Below are 13,136 nucleotides of genomic sequence, written 5' to 3' on the forward strand. Positions count from 1 at the left end.
TATGGGGACCATCGGCCAGGCTTTCAACCGTTGCCATTCGATTACTGTGCGCATATCCCGGTTTTCCTGCAGAGGAAAACCTTGCACACAGGAAAATCACTGTATATATTCACAGCTACTGTATATCTGAACAGTCGATTACTCATACCGACTTGTTAATGCAACCTTGAACAACGGAAGCCAGGAAAACCGGAGTCCACCATGCTGAATCAACTGATCGTCGCCAACTACGCCATTGCCGAGCGCGTCGAACTGCAATTCCGCCAGGGCATGACGACCCTGACCGGGGAGACCGGTGCCGGCAAATCCATTGTTCTTGATGCCTTGGGGCTGGTTCTTGGTGGCCGAGCTGATGCGGGCGCCGTCCGCCATGGCGCCAAGCGCGCTGATATAACCGCCAGCTTCGATGTCAGCCGGATTCCGGAAGCCAGCCAATGGCTGGAAGCGCACGATCTCGACGACGAAAACGACTGCATCCTGCGCCGCGTGATCAGCAAGGACGGTCGCTCCCGGGCCTACATCAACGGCCAGCCCTGCCCGCTGACCGACCTGCGCGAACTGGGCGGCATGCTGATGGACATCCATAGTCAGCACCAGCATCAATCGCTCTTGCAGAAAGACACGCATCGAAAACTACTGGATGAATTCGCCGGCGCCGAGAAGCTGGCCGAAGAAACGCGCGCCGCCTGGAAGCATTGGCATAAGACCCGCCAGCGACTGAACGAGTTGCAATCCAACAAAGACGAGAATGATGCGCGCCTGCAGTTGCTGCGCTATCAGGTAGAAGAGCTGGATCGCCTGGCCCTGGGCGAAAACGAACTCGCCGAGCTTGAAAACGAACAGGCCCAGCTGGGCCATGCCGAAGCAGTGCTGCGCAACTGCCATCAGGCATCGTTGCTATGCAGCGAGGACGAACCCAGCGCTGCCCAACTGGTGCAGCAGGCTCTACAACAATTGGAGCAACTGCCGGTAGAGCTTCCGCAGCTGGCTGACACCCTACAAATGCTTAACGAAGCGCAAATCCAGCTCAACGAGGCCGGGAACAACCTGCGTCATTTCGTGGAAGACTACGAAGCGGATCCGGCCCGGCTGGAAGAAGTGGAAACCCGCCTGAGCACCCTCTATGAACTGGCCCGCAAACACCGCGTCGCCCCCGAAACGTTGGGCGAGCTGCACGCCCAACTACAATCCGAACTGGATGAATTGGATGGCGGTGAAGGCAGCCTGGAAAAACTGGAAGCGGATGTGGAAGCCTTGCGCGGTGACTGGCAAACCAAGGCAGACGCGCTAACCGCCAAAAGGGAGAAGGCCGCCGTCGAACTCGACGGCCGTATCGCCGAGGAGTTGGCCGAACTGAGCATGCCGTCGGTGCAATTCGTAACCCGCCTCGCCCGCCAGGAGAAAGCCGATCCGGCACCGCTGGGCAATGAGGAAATCGAGTTCCTGATCAGCGCGAACCCGGGTCAACCTGCCCGTTCACTAAGCAAGGTCGCCTCCGGTGGTGAGTTGTCACGTATCAGCCTGGCTATCCAGGTGGTTGTGGCACAAACCTCGACCATCCCCACCCTGGTTTTCGACGAGGTGGACGTGGGTATCGGCGGCGGCACGGCCGAAGTGGTTGGTCGACTCCTCCGACAGCTTGGCCAGAATGGCCAGGTGCTCTGCGTAACGCATTTACCGCAGGTCGCCGCACAGGCACACCAGCACCTGTTCGTCAGCAAGTTCAGCGAACAGGATGCCACCTTCTCGCGCATCGAAACTCTCAACGACGATGGCCGTATACGCGAAGTTGCCCGGATGCTGGGCGGCGTGGATATGACGGAGCAGACCCTGGCCCATGCCCAGGAAATGTTCCAGAAGGGGCAGGCAACCCACCATTGATTGCTGTGGCGGCAGCTCATACCGCTGGAACCATACATTTCCCCCACGCTCAACCCCGAGCGTTTTCTGAGGCAGGTTTTTCCTGCCTCTTTTTTTGTTTTTGACGGCCGCTCAGCAAGCAATCCGCATTTCGCGAGATGCGCGCAACATGCCTACAGAAAGCACACTATTGGTGTCGACGTTGAACGGCGGCGGACCCGCAAAGCAGAGGGGCGCCCGATAGGGCGACGACTGAAGGCAAGCATTTACGGGAATTGAAACGTAAAATGCCCATAGAGCCTCAGGGCTCCATGGGCATTCCAAAATCAGCGAGCGGACACTCAGCGCTTCTTCATCGGCCTCACGTAGAGGATCAGGCTGTGATCGACAATCTCGTAGCCATGCTCTTCGGCAATCTTGCGCTGACGCTCCTCGATAACCTCATCGACGAACTCGACCACCTCTCCGGTCTCGGTGCAGACCATGTGGTCATGATGATCGTCCCGCGCCATTTCGAATACGGCATGGCCGCCCTCGAAATTGTGGCGCAATACGAGACCCGCGGCCTCGAACTGGGTCAGCACGCGATAGACAGTGGCCAGGCCCACATCATCACCGGCTTCGAGAAGTTTCTTGTACACATCTTCTGCGCTCAGATGATGCTCTTGAGAGTTCTCAAGGATGTTGAAAATTTTAACCCTGGGCAGGGTTACCTTGAGACCGACCTTGCGTAGTTCAGCGTTTTCGGATGACATGCTGCTTTTTCGCTCTTTGGTGAACTGTCTGGTTCCGTTATGATAGCCAGCGCAGCGACGGCGCGCCAAGAATTGGATCGCCGTCGGGCAAGCATTCCAAGATAGAGGATTTCACCCCCTGATGCAAAAGCTCGCTGCCCTACTCTCCGTTGCCTTCCTGGCCATTTCCCTCCTGGCCGGATGCGTCTTTCCCGGTGTATATAAGATCAACGTCCAGCAAGGCAATATCGTCGACGACGAATCACTGGCTCAGCTCGAGGAAGGCATGCCCCGAAACCAGGTCCACGCCATTCTCGGCACGCCGATCATGCTCAATCCGGTCGACGACTCTCGCGAGTACTATGTTTACACTTATCAAAAAGCCGGCGGCGAAATAAAGGAACAGCGCGTCATCGTTTACTATGACGCCGATAGCTATTCACACTACGAAGCGCAACTGCTAGAGGACACGCCCGCGTACTGAGGCATACCTTGCGGGATCAAGGGCGAACACAATCCCATCAGGGCTTTTTTCGCGCCCGGTTCAACCGGGCCTGCTTCGGATCAATCTTCAGCGGCCGATAAATCTCCACTCGATCCCCTTCCCGCAGTTCATGACTTTTCGGTGTCTTGATCACCTTGCCGAAAATACCCATATCCGACGCTTCCGGGTCTATCTCCGGAAAGACATTGCAGATATCTGACTTGAGTATCGCGTCAAATGCGGAAGTTCCCTCGGGCACCTCGAGACTGCGGATTTCCTGCTTCTCCGGCGTCGCGTAAGCCACTTCCACGCGAATCCAGGCCGTCATGCCCTCCCTCCGTATACCACATGGGCACGCTGGCAGAAGGCATCGACCATGGTGTTCGCCGCATGACTGAATACCCGACCGAAAGTCATGCGGGCCAGCGACCCGGAGAACTCGAAATGGAGCCTGAGGATCACCTTGCAGGCTCCCTCATCCAACGGCAGGAACTCCCAGGCCCCGCCCAGATCGCTGAACGGTCCGTCTACCAGGGCCATCTGAATTTCGGTAGGCGCGTTGAGGCGGTTGCGGGTTGTTAGTCGATGACGCACCCCGGACTTGGCTACGTCGATGGACGCAACGATCTGCAAGTCGCTTTCCTCGTGAATTTCCGTACCCGCACACCAGGGGAGGAAATCCGGGTATCGCTTGATGTCGTTGACCAGATCGTACATTTGCTCTGCGGAGTGCCAGACCAAAGCTGACTTTTCGATGACGTGGGCCATGCGGAAGTAAGTGCAACCTGCAAATTGGGAAATGGGACAGCCGGTACGCCGGCAAAATCAGACGCTATGATAAAGCATATCGTCCCCGGATGGGTCGCCATCGTGCTCGACCTCGCCCGGATTGGCCTGACGGGAAGAACCCGATTCTTCCGGTCCGGGAACTACCTGTTCCGGGCTAAGCTCCTCCGAGGCTGAGTTGTCAGACTGCCCCGGACCAGGCGCCCCTTGGGGAACTTCGATTTCGGGCGCGGGATCAGCTTCAGGTGCCAGCTTTGGGACATCCTTGTGCGGCAGATCCTCGCCCGCTTGCGGCGGGTGACACCAGAACGGGCCACCACCGTCGCTGCACAGCGATGCGCCGGACTGTATCGCATAGTGGATGCCGATATACAGGATAACGGCCGGAAGCAGCAGACGGATCACCCAATGCCAGGTATGCCTCACAAAGCCCGGACCGCGCCCCAATAGTCGGTAGGCGAGTTCGTCCGGCAAGGCCCAACCGACGAAGAAGGCCAGCAGCACACTGACGATAGGAATCAGGAACGTGCTGGTCACCATTTCGATCCAACGGTAAGGCGTACCACCCAGCACGCTGATATCCGACCAGGCATTGAAAGAGAGCAGGCTCACCAGCCCCAACAACCAGGCCGCGGCGCCAACCAGCAGGACACTCCAGCCCCGGGGGGAAACGACGCGCTCCTGCAACCAACCGACAGCAGGTTCCAACAGCGCTATGGAGGAACTCCAGGCTGCCAGCACGATGGTGACGAAGAAAGCCGTCGTGACGAACTGACCACCGGGCAACGTGGCCAGGCTCTCCGGCAGGGCGAGGAAAACCAGGCTGAACCCCTGCATCGGGTCAGCGCCGGCCGGCAGGTTCGCGAAAACGAAGGTATAGATCACCAGCCCGGCCAGGATCGCGATCAGCGTATCCATCAGCGCCACGGCGAGCACCGAACGTTTCAACGGTGTTGTCGGGGCGGAATAGGCACCGAAGACAATCAACACACCGGTGCCCAACGATAGGGTATAGAAGGCATGGGTGAGAGCCATCCGTACACTGTCGAAAGTCACCTCCTCCGGGCGCATCTCCAGCATAAAGTTTACCGCGCCCTGCACGTTCCCATTCCTGACCCCAAAGGCGAACAATGCCACGAGCAGCAGGATGAAGGTCGGCATCACGAAGCGCAGGGCACGCTCCAAACCATAGCGAACGCCCTGCATCGACGTCACCAGCACCAGCGCGAGAAAGAAAACGTGCCAGCCCATGAACGAGCGATAGTTCTCGGGCTGTTGCACCAGGGCCGTTAACAGGCCGGCCAACTGCTCCGGGGAGGCGCCATCGAGTTTGCCGTACGCGGCATAGAACACATAGGCCAGGCAAATACCACCGATCACCGCGTAAAAGGAAAGCACCAGGAAACCCGCCAGCACACTGAGCCGACCGGCCCAGATCCAACGCGTAGGCTGCCCTGCTTCGCGAGCAAGTTCATCAGTGGCCAGGACTGCACCATGGCGGGCGCCGCGGCCAATGATCGATTCGGTCAGCATCAACGGCAAAGTAAGAATGAGCAGGCAGGCCAGATAGAACAGGATAAAGACGCCGCCGCCGTTCTGACCGGCCAGATGGGGGAAGGTCCAGAGATTACTCAACCCGACAGTGGCGCCGGTAGTGGCCCAGAAATAGGTCGTGCGATGCGTCCAGCCGCCGACCGGGGTTTGATAACGTCCAAGCATTCAGGAGCCTCTGAATAATTCGTGCGCAATGACCTTCAGGGCACAACCTGGAGCAGGCACCAGCAGTATTCCGTTCTTGCGGTTGCCAGCCTCTCTGCGGGCACGAATCCGTACGAGGACGCAGCAAAAAAAACGTCGCGAGCGCTGCAGTTGCTGCGGCTTCCTCGTGTTCGTCCCGAGGCTCCGGGGAGTCCATTACCACGCCCATCCAATGTACCGCACGGTCTTCTGCCGCCGGTTTTTTTCAGGGCAATTTACTCAGCGGCATTGTATCCGAAACCTGTCGCCGCAATAACCCATTGAAGGCCGCACAGGCAACCCTTTAACGGGGCGCACGGGGACACACCCGTGACCCGATTCCCGGAACTGGGCTACAATGCTGCGTTTCGCCGGACGGACACCCGTCAGCCGACGCATTTCCAATCCATAGACCAGGCATTCATGAGCAAGAAGAAACCAGGCACAAGCAGCAGCACTATAGCGCTGAACAAGAAAGCCAAACACGAGTACCACATCGAGGAACGCTTCGAGGCGGGCCTCGCCCTGCTGGGCTGGGAGGTCAAATCCCTGCGTGCGGGCAAGTGCCAGCTGGTGGACGCCTATGTCCTGCTCAAGGACGGCGAAGCCTTCCTGCTCGGTGCGCACGTTACGCCGCTGGTAGCAGCCTCTACCCACGTCATCGCCGACCCGACACGGACCCGTAAACTACTGCTGCACGCCAAGGAAATCAGCAAGCTGATCGGCTCCACCCAGCAGCAGGGCCACACGTGCGTACCCCTGGCTCTCTACTGGAAGAAGAACAAGGTCAAGTGCGAGATCGCGCTGGTTAAAGGGAAGAAGCAGTACGACAAGCGTCAGACCGAAAAAGAACGCGACTGGAACCGCCAGAAGCAGCGTATCCTGCGAGAAGTCAACCAGGGCTGATCCGCTGTCGAATGCCTTGTGCGAGGCCCCTGGAAATCCCACATTCCGTCGCATCCGCAATCACTTTTAACGTCCACACACTGGAACTATACTGGTGCGCTCCGGGTGGGAACATGTCCTGAGCCTGAGCCTGAAGTCCAACTCGACAGCTCACCCTCTCAACCACGGAAGAAGAGAGGGCTTATGACACGCTCAAGAACACCAATGACCTCCGTTGACCGATCCTGGTTACGGATGGAATCCCCTGAAAGTCCCATGATGATCGGCGTTGTGCTGGTGTTCGACGAGCCTATTTCGCTCGTACGCCTGCGCCACGTACTGGAGGAACGCTTCCTGCATTTTCGCCGGTTTCGGCAAACCGTAACCCAAATCGGTGATCGCACCTACTGGCAGGACGATCCCTCCTTCGATCTCGACAATCACATCCAGGTCATCGCGCTGCCAGGGAAGGCGGACCAGGACGCACTGCAGAACATGGCCAGCGACCTCAATAGCTCGCCGCTCAACCCCTACCGCCCGCTCTGGCAGATTCACTATGTCGACAACTACCAGGACGGCTGCGCGCTCATCGTACGCATTCACCATTGCATCGCCGACGGCATTTCGCTCGTTCGCGTGCTCATGGCCCTGACTGACGAAGCACCTGGCCGCCACCTGCACTCCGTCCCCCGTGTCGAATACCACAAAGAAACGCGCTGGGAACGGCTGCGCCGCGCCGCCAGGGAACTGCGCCACAGCGCTGCCACTGGACTCGAGCAGCTCTGGCATTTCCGCAAGAGCGTCCAGGAAAAACCAACCTATGCATTCAAGTTCCTGCGCACCAGCGGCCAGATCGGAATGGAATGCGCCAAGCTCGCACTCGCACCCTCGGATCCGCCGACGTTACTGCGAGGCTCGCTGACTGGTCGCAAGCGGGTGGCATGGGCCGATCCATTGCCGTTAAAAGAGGTCAAGGATACCGCCAGGGCGCTCAAGGGCACCGTCAATGATGTATTGATGACCGCGGCCACCGGCGCCATTCACCAGTACCTGATCGACCAGAACGAAACACCACCGGACTGCGGTATCCGTGTGGCTGTGCCCTTCAACCTGCGGCCTTTACGCCAACCAGTGGAAACCCTGGGCAACCAGTTCGGCCTTGTCCTGGTACCGCTTCCGGTGGACGTGGCATGTCCGCGCATGCGCTTTCGCCAAGTGCAGGACCACATGAACCGCCTGAAGCGCTCCTGGCAGGCACAGGTCACCTATAGCCTGCTGGACTTGTTCGGCAAGGGGCCGGACATTCTCGAACGCCGTGCACTGAACTTGCTCAGCCGCAAGGCGTCAGCCGTACTGACCAATGTGCCCGGTCCGCGCAAACACGTGTACCTGGCGGGCGCCAGGCTCTCACAACCCATGTTCTGGGTGCCCCAGACCGGCGGTATCGGTATCGGACTTAGCATCTTCAGCTACGCCGATACCGTGCAGTTCGGCATCATTGTCGACAAGAACCTGGCAGTAGACCCAGCTCGGGTGATGGACGCCTTCTCCCAGAGCTTTGCCGACCTGCAAAGCGCTGCCGGCAAACCCGGCACCTATCCCCAGGTAGAACGTCGCCGCGCCGCCGCATCGTTATAGGCCAAACAACCAAAACTAAGGGCAAATACGGAGCCAGTCTGCAATTTAAGCCTTGAAGTCGCCAGCTTCGGCCCCATATACTTTCATGCAAAGGGGGACGACATGGCTTCGACGCCGGTTGCGAACCCTTGGGTGCATGTCGAGATGGCAGCGAATCTCGTAAATCCAAAGCTGCTTTAAAATAGTCGCAAACGACGAAAACTACGCACTGGCAGCGTAAGCTGCCGGTCGTCCTGGCTGGGGCGCCTATAACCCAGTAGCAACATCCCAGGACGTCATCGCTTATAGGATGCTCTATCAGTCAGAGCTCACTGGCTGATAGCTAAGATATAAAGAGCTCGCCTCTTGCGCCCTGACCTTCGGGCCGCTTGAGGTTAAATCAATAGAAGGAAACTAAGCATGTAGATCTCAAGGCAGAGTACTGGCGGACGCGGGTTCGATTCCCGCCGTCTCCACCAACCAAGAGTTTCAGGAGGTCCAGCGAGATCCACTGAAACGCCCTAAAGCCCCGGAAACGGGGCTTTTTTATGCCTGCTACATCCATGTTGATCCATTGGCATCCACGCTCACTTGTGGGTAACATTGTGGGTAACAGCACTTTTTCAGAAGTCGTTACCCACAAAACGGACAATCATGGCCCGCCAACTTAATAAGCTCTCCGCTAACGAAGTGAAAAATGCCAAAGGTTCCGAGAAGATACGGAAGCTGGCAGACGGTGGCGGCCTGACACTGATCATCAAAGGCGAGTCCAAATATTGGTGGCTAAGGTATCGTTTTGCGGGTAACGAGAAGACTCTATCGCTGGGCAGTTACCCACAAGTGTCTCTCGCCGATGCTCGCCGAGCTCGCGATGAAGCCAGGGCATTACTCCAGCAGAACACCGACCCCAGCGCTCACCGACAGCGGGCGTCTACACAGCGAGTATCAGACGGCGAGAATACCTTTCGCACGCTCTGTGAAGACTGGTACAAGCAGAAGCACTCCGTTGAAGTAACGGAGGCGCACGCAGTCCGGAACTGGAGAAGACTGGAAATCTACACTTTTCCTCTGTTGGCCAGGCGCCCTATCCGCTCCATTCAGCCCGCAGATGTCCTGCAGGTCCTGGATGGCATTGTCAAAAAAGGCAACACAGAGACCGCCCACAGGGTCAAAACCCTTATCAGCCTGGTATTCCGGTATGCAGTTGCAACATCGAGAGTCGACTCCGACGTCACCCGCGACCTGACCGGTTATTTACCCAACACACAGGTGAAGCACCAACACGCGCTGGTTCGCCCCGATGAAGTGTCACAACTGCTCAAAGACATCCACACCTATCAAGGCCACTTTGCAACGTCAGCCGCCTTGAGGCTCTCGCCGCTGGTGTTTACGCGCCCGGGTGACACCAGACAGATGCTTTGGGAGCAGATCGATTTCGACAGGGCTCAGTGGGAGCTACCCACCACAAAGAACGGCGCGCCCTTGATTGTTCCCCTGTCGCATCAGGCAGTTGCCATCCTTAAGGAAGTAGAACCAGTTACCAAGCACCGGAGCCGGTATGTATTCCCCAATGCCCGGGATGCGAAACGCCCCATGAGTAACGTGGCGATCAAAGCCGCATTGGATCGGATGGGGTACGGAGGCAAGATGACGGCCCACGGCTTCCGGGCTATGGCGCGAACTCTGCTGCAGGAGGAGCTCAAGTACTCAGTACACCTCATTGAGATGCAACTAGGACATCGGGTTGCCGATATGCATGGCAGGGCCTACAACCGCACACAGTTTCTGGATGATCGCACATCAATGATGCAAGCTTGGGCAGATTACCTAGACAATCTCAGGCACCCGCCTGACTCCACCCCTTAATCAACATCGTGAGCCAGAAACAAGATGAGCAACCCAGCGAATCCAAACAACAATGCGCCACTAGTTCACGCCCCTAAGCTAACATCCCCAACGAAGAGCGATCAGGTGAAGGCGATTGTCGACATCACGCTCTCCTTTATGCAAAAGCGTCTTCACAAAAGTGGAAATGTTTACCTCGTTAATCCTGGATCGAGAAAGGTCTTCTTTATTGACGAGGAAGCGATTTTTAATACGGTTACAGACCTAGCGCTGCGCAATAAAAACATTGTCCTCAGCAATTCAGCAATTCAAACCGCAAAGCGCATTCTTAAGTCTGAAGCTGGCGCAACTCCGAGCCAGATAAGCCTTAGAGTTGGCTCAGGACAGCACGCTTATTTCTTAGATTTCGGTGATGGCGCCAATTATATCCAGTACTCAGAAGAAGGTGCCTCAACAATCCGCCTGGCTCCACAGGACCTGCCCCCGATAGATGTTGACTTCTTCAGGCCGCCAAACCTTTCCTCCATCGACTTTATAACTAACTGGAATCGCCCCTCACATGCCAGGTATCCAGCGAGGAATGGTGATCCCAAAACCACGGAATGGCTGTCACATAAATCTCCGTGTTTAAATCATTTACTAAGCCTCACCAATATTCCAGAGCATTGCTACAGTACAGTGATAACTTGGATGGTTTGCACGCTGTTTCCGGAAAGAGATCAGATCGCGCTGGAAATAACTGGCGAAGAGACTTCTGGAAAAAGCACTGCCGCATGGATTATAAAAAGCCTTATAGATCCATCGGAAAAGCCGTTAAATGGAGTACCGGAATCATCCAAGGAACTCCTCAGTATTTCGCAAGCCAATCACATCATTGCAATTGATAATGCAGACGATCTTCCGGAGTCAACACAGAAGCGAATTTTTGAGCTACTAACAAGCGGTATTCAGAGTCAAGTTAATCACGGCAATTCAGGTTATTCCTGGACCTTCAATTACAGAAATCCAGTAATTGTTGTAAGTACATCTACAATGCTTTCACATCCACTTCTAGCGAAAAAAAGCATATCGATTGATTTACCAATTCTGGAAGAAGGAAAAAGTTTTCGGTTTATAAAGGAGCAATTTCTAGAAAATCAACCACACGCGCTATTAGAACTAGCCAAAATTGCTGCTGATACACTTAAAAGCTCTATCCTTGCATCGCATGAAATCGGCGGTCACACATATTTCGATACATTTACATCAACGGGCGCAGGAGTCTGCAACTATTTCGATATTGATGTAGATATGTTTATAGACACCTCAAAATCCTTAAACGAAGAAATAATAGACAACATTATCGACGAATCAGTAGTAGCTAGATCATTACTTTCATGGGCGGCAGAAAATCCAGAAATTAAAATAAAAGAGCCACTAAAGCACTGGTACAAAGAGCTTATAAAAAGCCTTCCAGCTGAAGATCATGATGAATGGCCGAAAAGTATGCGGAGATTTGGTGCCGAACTAAAAAAGATTGCCCCTAAACTTAAGAAAGAAGGTGTCTTTTGCAAATCATTAGGAAAGCAAGGATCGAACGTTGTTTGGGAGATCCGAGTCATTGAGACCACTCAAACCTCTGACGACATTGACGACGTCTAAGACATCTTTTTTGAAATTCATTAATTTTTTTTGGGCTTAGCCCCGAGAATAGGCCGGATAAGGCCCTGAAATCGTCTCGAATTGGCGAGGCCGTTGTCTGCCTACTCTCACTCGCTAACCCAGCCACGCCCATAATTTTGCTGCCTGAATTGAACACACGGCTAGGTAAACGATTACCGATTAGCGCCCCAGGCTATAAAATCGAGCAGGCCACAAAGGCCGGCTTCCACTGCAATAGCTTATATAACAGGAGGCCTATATTTAGATTTTCTCTCCATAGATACACTGGCATCTATTATTGTTTACACGCTCGCCAGATCCTCTGAACTCATACGCTTTGGAGGACAAAATGAAAGTACTAAGACTTAAGGACGTTATCGAAAAGACCGGCCTGGCCCGTTCGACTATTTATAAATACGTTGATGCGGGCACTTTCCCAAAACCTATCCCTCTTGGTGGCCGATCGGTAGGCTGGGTTGACGCCGAGGTACACCAGTGGATTACTGAAAGAATTGAAAACCGCGATATTAAAAACCACCCGATGAACCGCAATTCATTTGCTTAACCGATCCCCTCGGAAAATAAGCGCTTACCAAAATTAACTTGATATTTATGCAGAGTAACACTGCTCTGAAAGTCTAATGCTCGCCTGAGCAAGCTGAACCCGAAATTCTGGATATATCGGCAAACCGGATGTAGGTTAATAATAATATTTATTTATCAGTGTCTACTTAGTCAAGTAACAATAAGATTATCAATATAACAGTTACATTACCAATGAATAGATACCTCTATATTTGGAGCAAGTAATCTAGGCATTGCTGTGCCCATTGATCAAGCTTTAAGGATATCATCATGTTTAATGTCCCATATCTTGAAAGGCATCACCAAGATCCGAACCTGTGCATATACTACGGGCGTGATTACAATGGAATGCCAATCATTTGGCAAAGAGGCCCGTATATTTACAACTATCTCCAACGAATTGATGAAACCATTCAGGCAGCATTAAATGAACACAGTTCCATAATGGCTGTCAGGGTTGAGTTAAGACTTCCGATGCAGTTTGACTGGATGAGGCAATCAGGAAGACCCATCTTCAGCCGCTTTATCGATTCATTGAAAGCAAGAATCAAAGCAAGGAAATGTAAGACAGAAAGGGGCGGTAGCCGATTCCACTCTACAGTCGTGCATTATATCTGGGTCCGAGAGTTTGGCGAAGAAGGCAAGCCTCACTACCATTGTGTGCTGCTTTTAAATAAACAGACCTTTAGGGGCCTCGGCGAGTATAACCCTCAATCTAATAGCCTCTACAGCATGATTGATAACGCTTGGCATAGTGCTCTTGGGCTCGAACAAGGCCTCGCTGATGGGCTTGTGAGCATTCCTGGCAGGGATGATTCTTCCAGTCCTATCTACCGGATTCGAAGAGGCGGAGATTACAGCGAACTATTCTATCGAATCAGTTACTTTGCAAAGCTCCCTACCAAACGTTTTGGGTTGAATAGCCACAACTTCGGCACAAGCAGGACGCGTGGCAACTGAAT

12 protein-coding genes and 1 other RNA gene are annotated in these 13,136 nt (G+C 54.5%); 9 read left to right on the forward strand and 4 right to left on the reverse strand.

Going from position 1 to position 13,136, the window contains the following annotated elements; genetic code table 11:
* Positions 1–201: 201 nt before the first annotated feature.
* A complete protein-coding gene (gene recN, locus RE428_RS19955; RefSeq protein WP_004580411.1) occupies positions 202–1,881 on the forward strand; it encodes a DNA repair protein RecN in 1,680 nt (559 codons plus the stop codon).
* Between the two features lie 320 nt (positions 1,882–2,201).
* Here recN and fur read toward each other — a convergent pair whose 3' ends face one another.
* Positions 2,202–2,615: a ferric iron uptake transcriptional regulator gene (gene fur, locus RE428_RS19960; RefSeq protein ID WP_004580410.1), complete on the reverse strand. Its 414-nt coding sequence runs from the start codon at positions 2,613–2,615 to the stop codon at positions 2,202–2,204.
* 121 nt (positions 2,616–2,736) lie between these two features.
* On the opposite strand from fur, the gene RE428_RS19965 reads away from it, so the two are divergent.
* Entirely contained in the window at positions 2,737–3,078 is a 342-nt protein-coding gene (locus RE428_RS19965) for an outer membrane protein assembly factor BamE (RefSeq protein ID WP_004580409.1), read from the forward strand.
* Between the two features lie 37 nt (positions 3,079–3,115).
* Here the strand turns inward: RE428_RS19965 and RE428_RS19970 are convergent, their stop codons facing one another.
* Genes RE428_RS19970 through RE428_RS19980 form a run of 3 tightly spaced genes read right to left on the reverse strand, consistent with a single transcriptional unit; the run spans position 3,116 to position 5,583 of the window.
* Positions 3,116–3,406, reverse strand: a complete 291-nt coding sequence (locus tag RE428_RS19970; RefSeq protein WP_004580408.1) for an RnfH family protein — start codon at positions 3,404–3,406, stop codon at positions 3,116–3,118.
* Positions 3,403–3,846, reverse strand: a complete 444-nt coding sequence (locus tag RE428_RS19975; RefSeq protein WP_004580407.1) for a type II toxin-antitoxin system RatA family toxin — start codon at positions 3,844–3,846, stop codon at positions 3,403–3,405. The genes RE428_RS19970 and RE428_RS19975 overlap by 4 nt, the downstream gene beginning before the upstream one ends.
* Before the next feature lie 57 nt (positions 3,847–3,903).
* The gene (locus tag RE428_RS19980; RefSeq protein WP_004580406.1) at positions 3,904–5,583 is read right to left on the reverse strand and encodes a sodium-dependent transporter; all 1,680 of its coding nucleotides are present in this window, start codon (positions 5,581–5,583) and stop codon (positions 3,904–3,906) included.
* A 441-nt stretch (positions 5,584–6,024) separates the two neighbouring features.
* On the opposite strand from RE428_RS19980, the gene smpB reads away from it, so the two are divergent.
* The 7 genes from smpB to RE428_RS20015 all read left to right on the forward strand — a co-directional run bounded on the left by smpB (position 6,025) and on the right by RE428_RS20015 (position 13,134).
* Entirely contained in the window at positions 6,025–6,507 is a 483-nt protein-coding gene (smpB, locus tag RE428_RS19985; protein ID WP_004580405.1) for an SsrA-binding protein SmpB, read from the forward strand.
* Positions 6,508–6,711: 204 nt separating this feature from the next.
* Positions 6,712–8,124: a wax ester/triacylglycerol synthase family O-acyltransferase gene (locus RE428_RS19990; protein ID WP_227500196.1), complete on the forward strand. Its 1,413-nt coding sequence runs from the start codon at positions 6,712–6,714 to the stop codon at positions 8,122–8,124.
* A gap of 93 nt (positions 8,125–8,217) precedes the next feature.
* Positions 8,218–8,582, forward strand: a transfer-messenger RNA (tmRNA) gene (gene ssrA / locus RE428_RS19995).
* A gap of 175 nt (positions 8,583–8,757) precedes the next feature.
* A complete protein-coding gene (locus tag RE428_RS20000) occupies positions 8,758–9,969 on the forward strand; it encodes a tyrosine-type recombinase/integrase (protein ID WP_004580403.1) in 1,212 nt (403 codons plus the stop codon).
* A gap of 24 nt (positions 9,970–9,993) precedes the next feature.
* Entirely contained in the window at positions 9,994–11,589 is a 1,596-nt protein-coding gene (locus RE428_RS20005) for an ATP-binding protein (RefSeq protein WP_081614574.1), read from the forward strand.
* A gap of 349 nt (positions 11,590–11,938) precedes the next feature.
* Complete coding sequence (locus RE428_RS20010) at positions 11,939–12,154, forward strand: AlpA family transcriptional regulator (protein WP_040882437.1); 216 nt, start codon at positions 11,939–11,941, stop codon at positions 12,152–12,154.
* A 290-nt stretch (positions 12,155–12,444) separates the two neighbouring features.
* Positions 12,445–13,134, forward strand: coding sequence for an inovirus Gp2 family protein (locus RE428_RS20015; protein WP_004580400.1), 690 nt, complete (start codon positions 12,445–12,447; stop codon positions 13,132–13,134).
* Positions 13,135–13,136: the final 2 nt, after the last annotated feature.

This window comes from Marinobacter nanhaiticus D15-8W (assembly GCF_036511935.1).
GTDB classification, from domain to species: Bacteria; Pseudomonadota; Gammaproteobacteria; order Pseudomonadales; family Oleiphilaceae; genus Marinobacter_A; species Marinobacter_A nanhaiticus.

Bases quoted from the DNA above. Each gene is read 5' to 3' on its own strand.
- recN (WP_004580411.1), top strand. From the start codon at position 202: ATGCTGAATCAACTGATCGTCGCCAACTACGCCATTGCCGAGCGCGTC.
- fur (WP_004580410.1), bottom strand. From the start codon at position 2,615: ATGTCATCCGAAAACGCTGAACTACGCAAGGTCGGTCTCAAGGTAACC.
- RE428_RS19965 (WP_004580409.1), top strand. From the start codon at position 2,737: ATGCAAAAGCTCGCTGCCCTACTCTCCGTTGCCTTCCTGGCCATTTCC.
- RE428_RS19970 (WP_004580408.1), bottom strand. From the start codon at position 3,406: ATGACGGCCTGGATTCGCGTGGAAGTGGCTTACGCGACGCCGGAGAAG.
- RE428_RS19975 (WP_004580407.1), bottom strand. From the start codon at position 3,846: ATGGCCCACGTCATCGAAAAGTCAGCTTTGGTCTGGCACTCCGCAGAG.
- RE428_RS19980 (WP_004580406.1), bottom strand. From the start codon at position 5,583: ATGCTTGGACGTTATCAAACCCCGGTCGGCGGCTGGACGCATCGCACG.
- smpB (WP_004580405.1), top strand. From the start codon at position 6,025: ATGAGCAAGAAGAAACCAGGCACAAGCAGCAGCACTATAGCGCTGAAC.
- RE428_RS19990 (WP_227500196.1), top strand. From the start codon at position 6,712: ATGACCTCCGTTGACCGATCCTGGTTACGGATGGAATCCCCTGAAAGT.
- RE428_RS20000 (WP_004580403.1), top strand. From the start codon at position 8,758: ATGGCCCGCCAACTTAATAAGCTCTCCGCTAACGAAGTGAAAAATGCC.
- RE428_RS20005 (WP_081614574.1), top strand. From the start codon at position 9,994: ATGAGCAACCCAGCGAATCCAAACAACAATGCGCCACTAGTTCACGCC.
- RE428_RS20010 (WP_040882437.1), top strand. From the start codon at position 11,939: ATGAAAGTACTAAGACTTAAGGACGTTATCGAAAAGACCGGCCTGGCC.
- RE428_RS20015 (WP_004580400.1), top strand. From the start codon at position 12,445: ATGTTTAATGTCCCATATCTTGAAAGGCATCACCAAGATCCGAACCTG.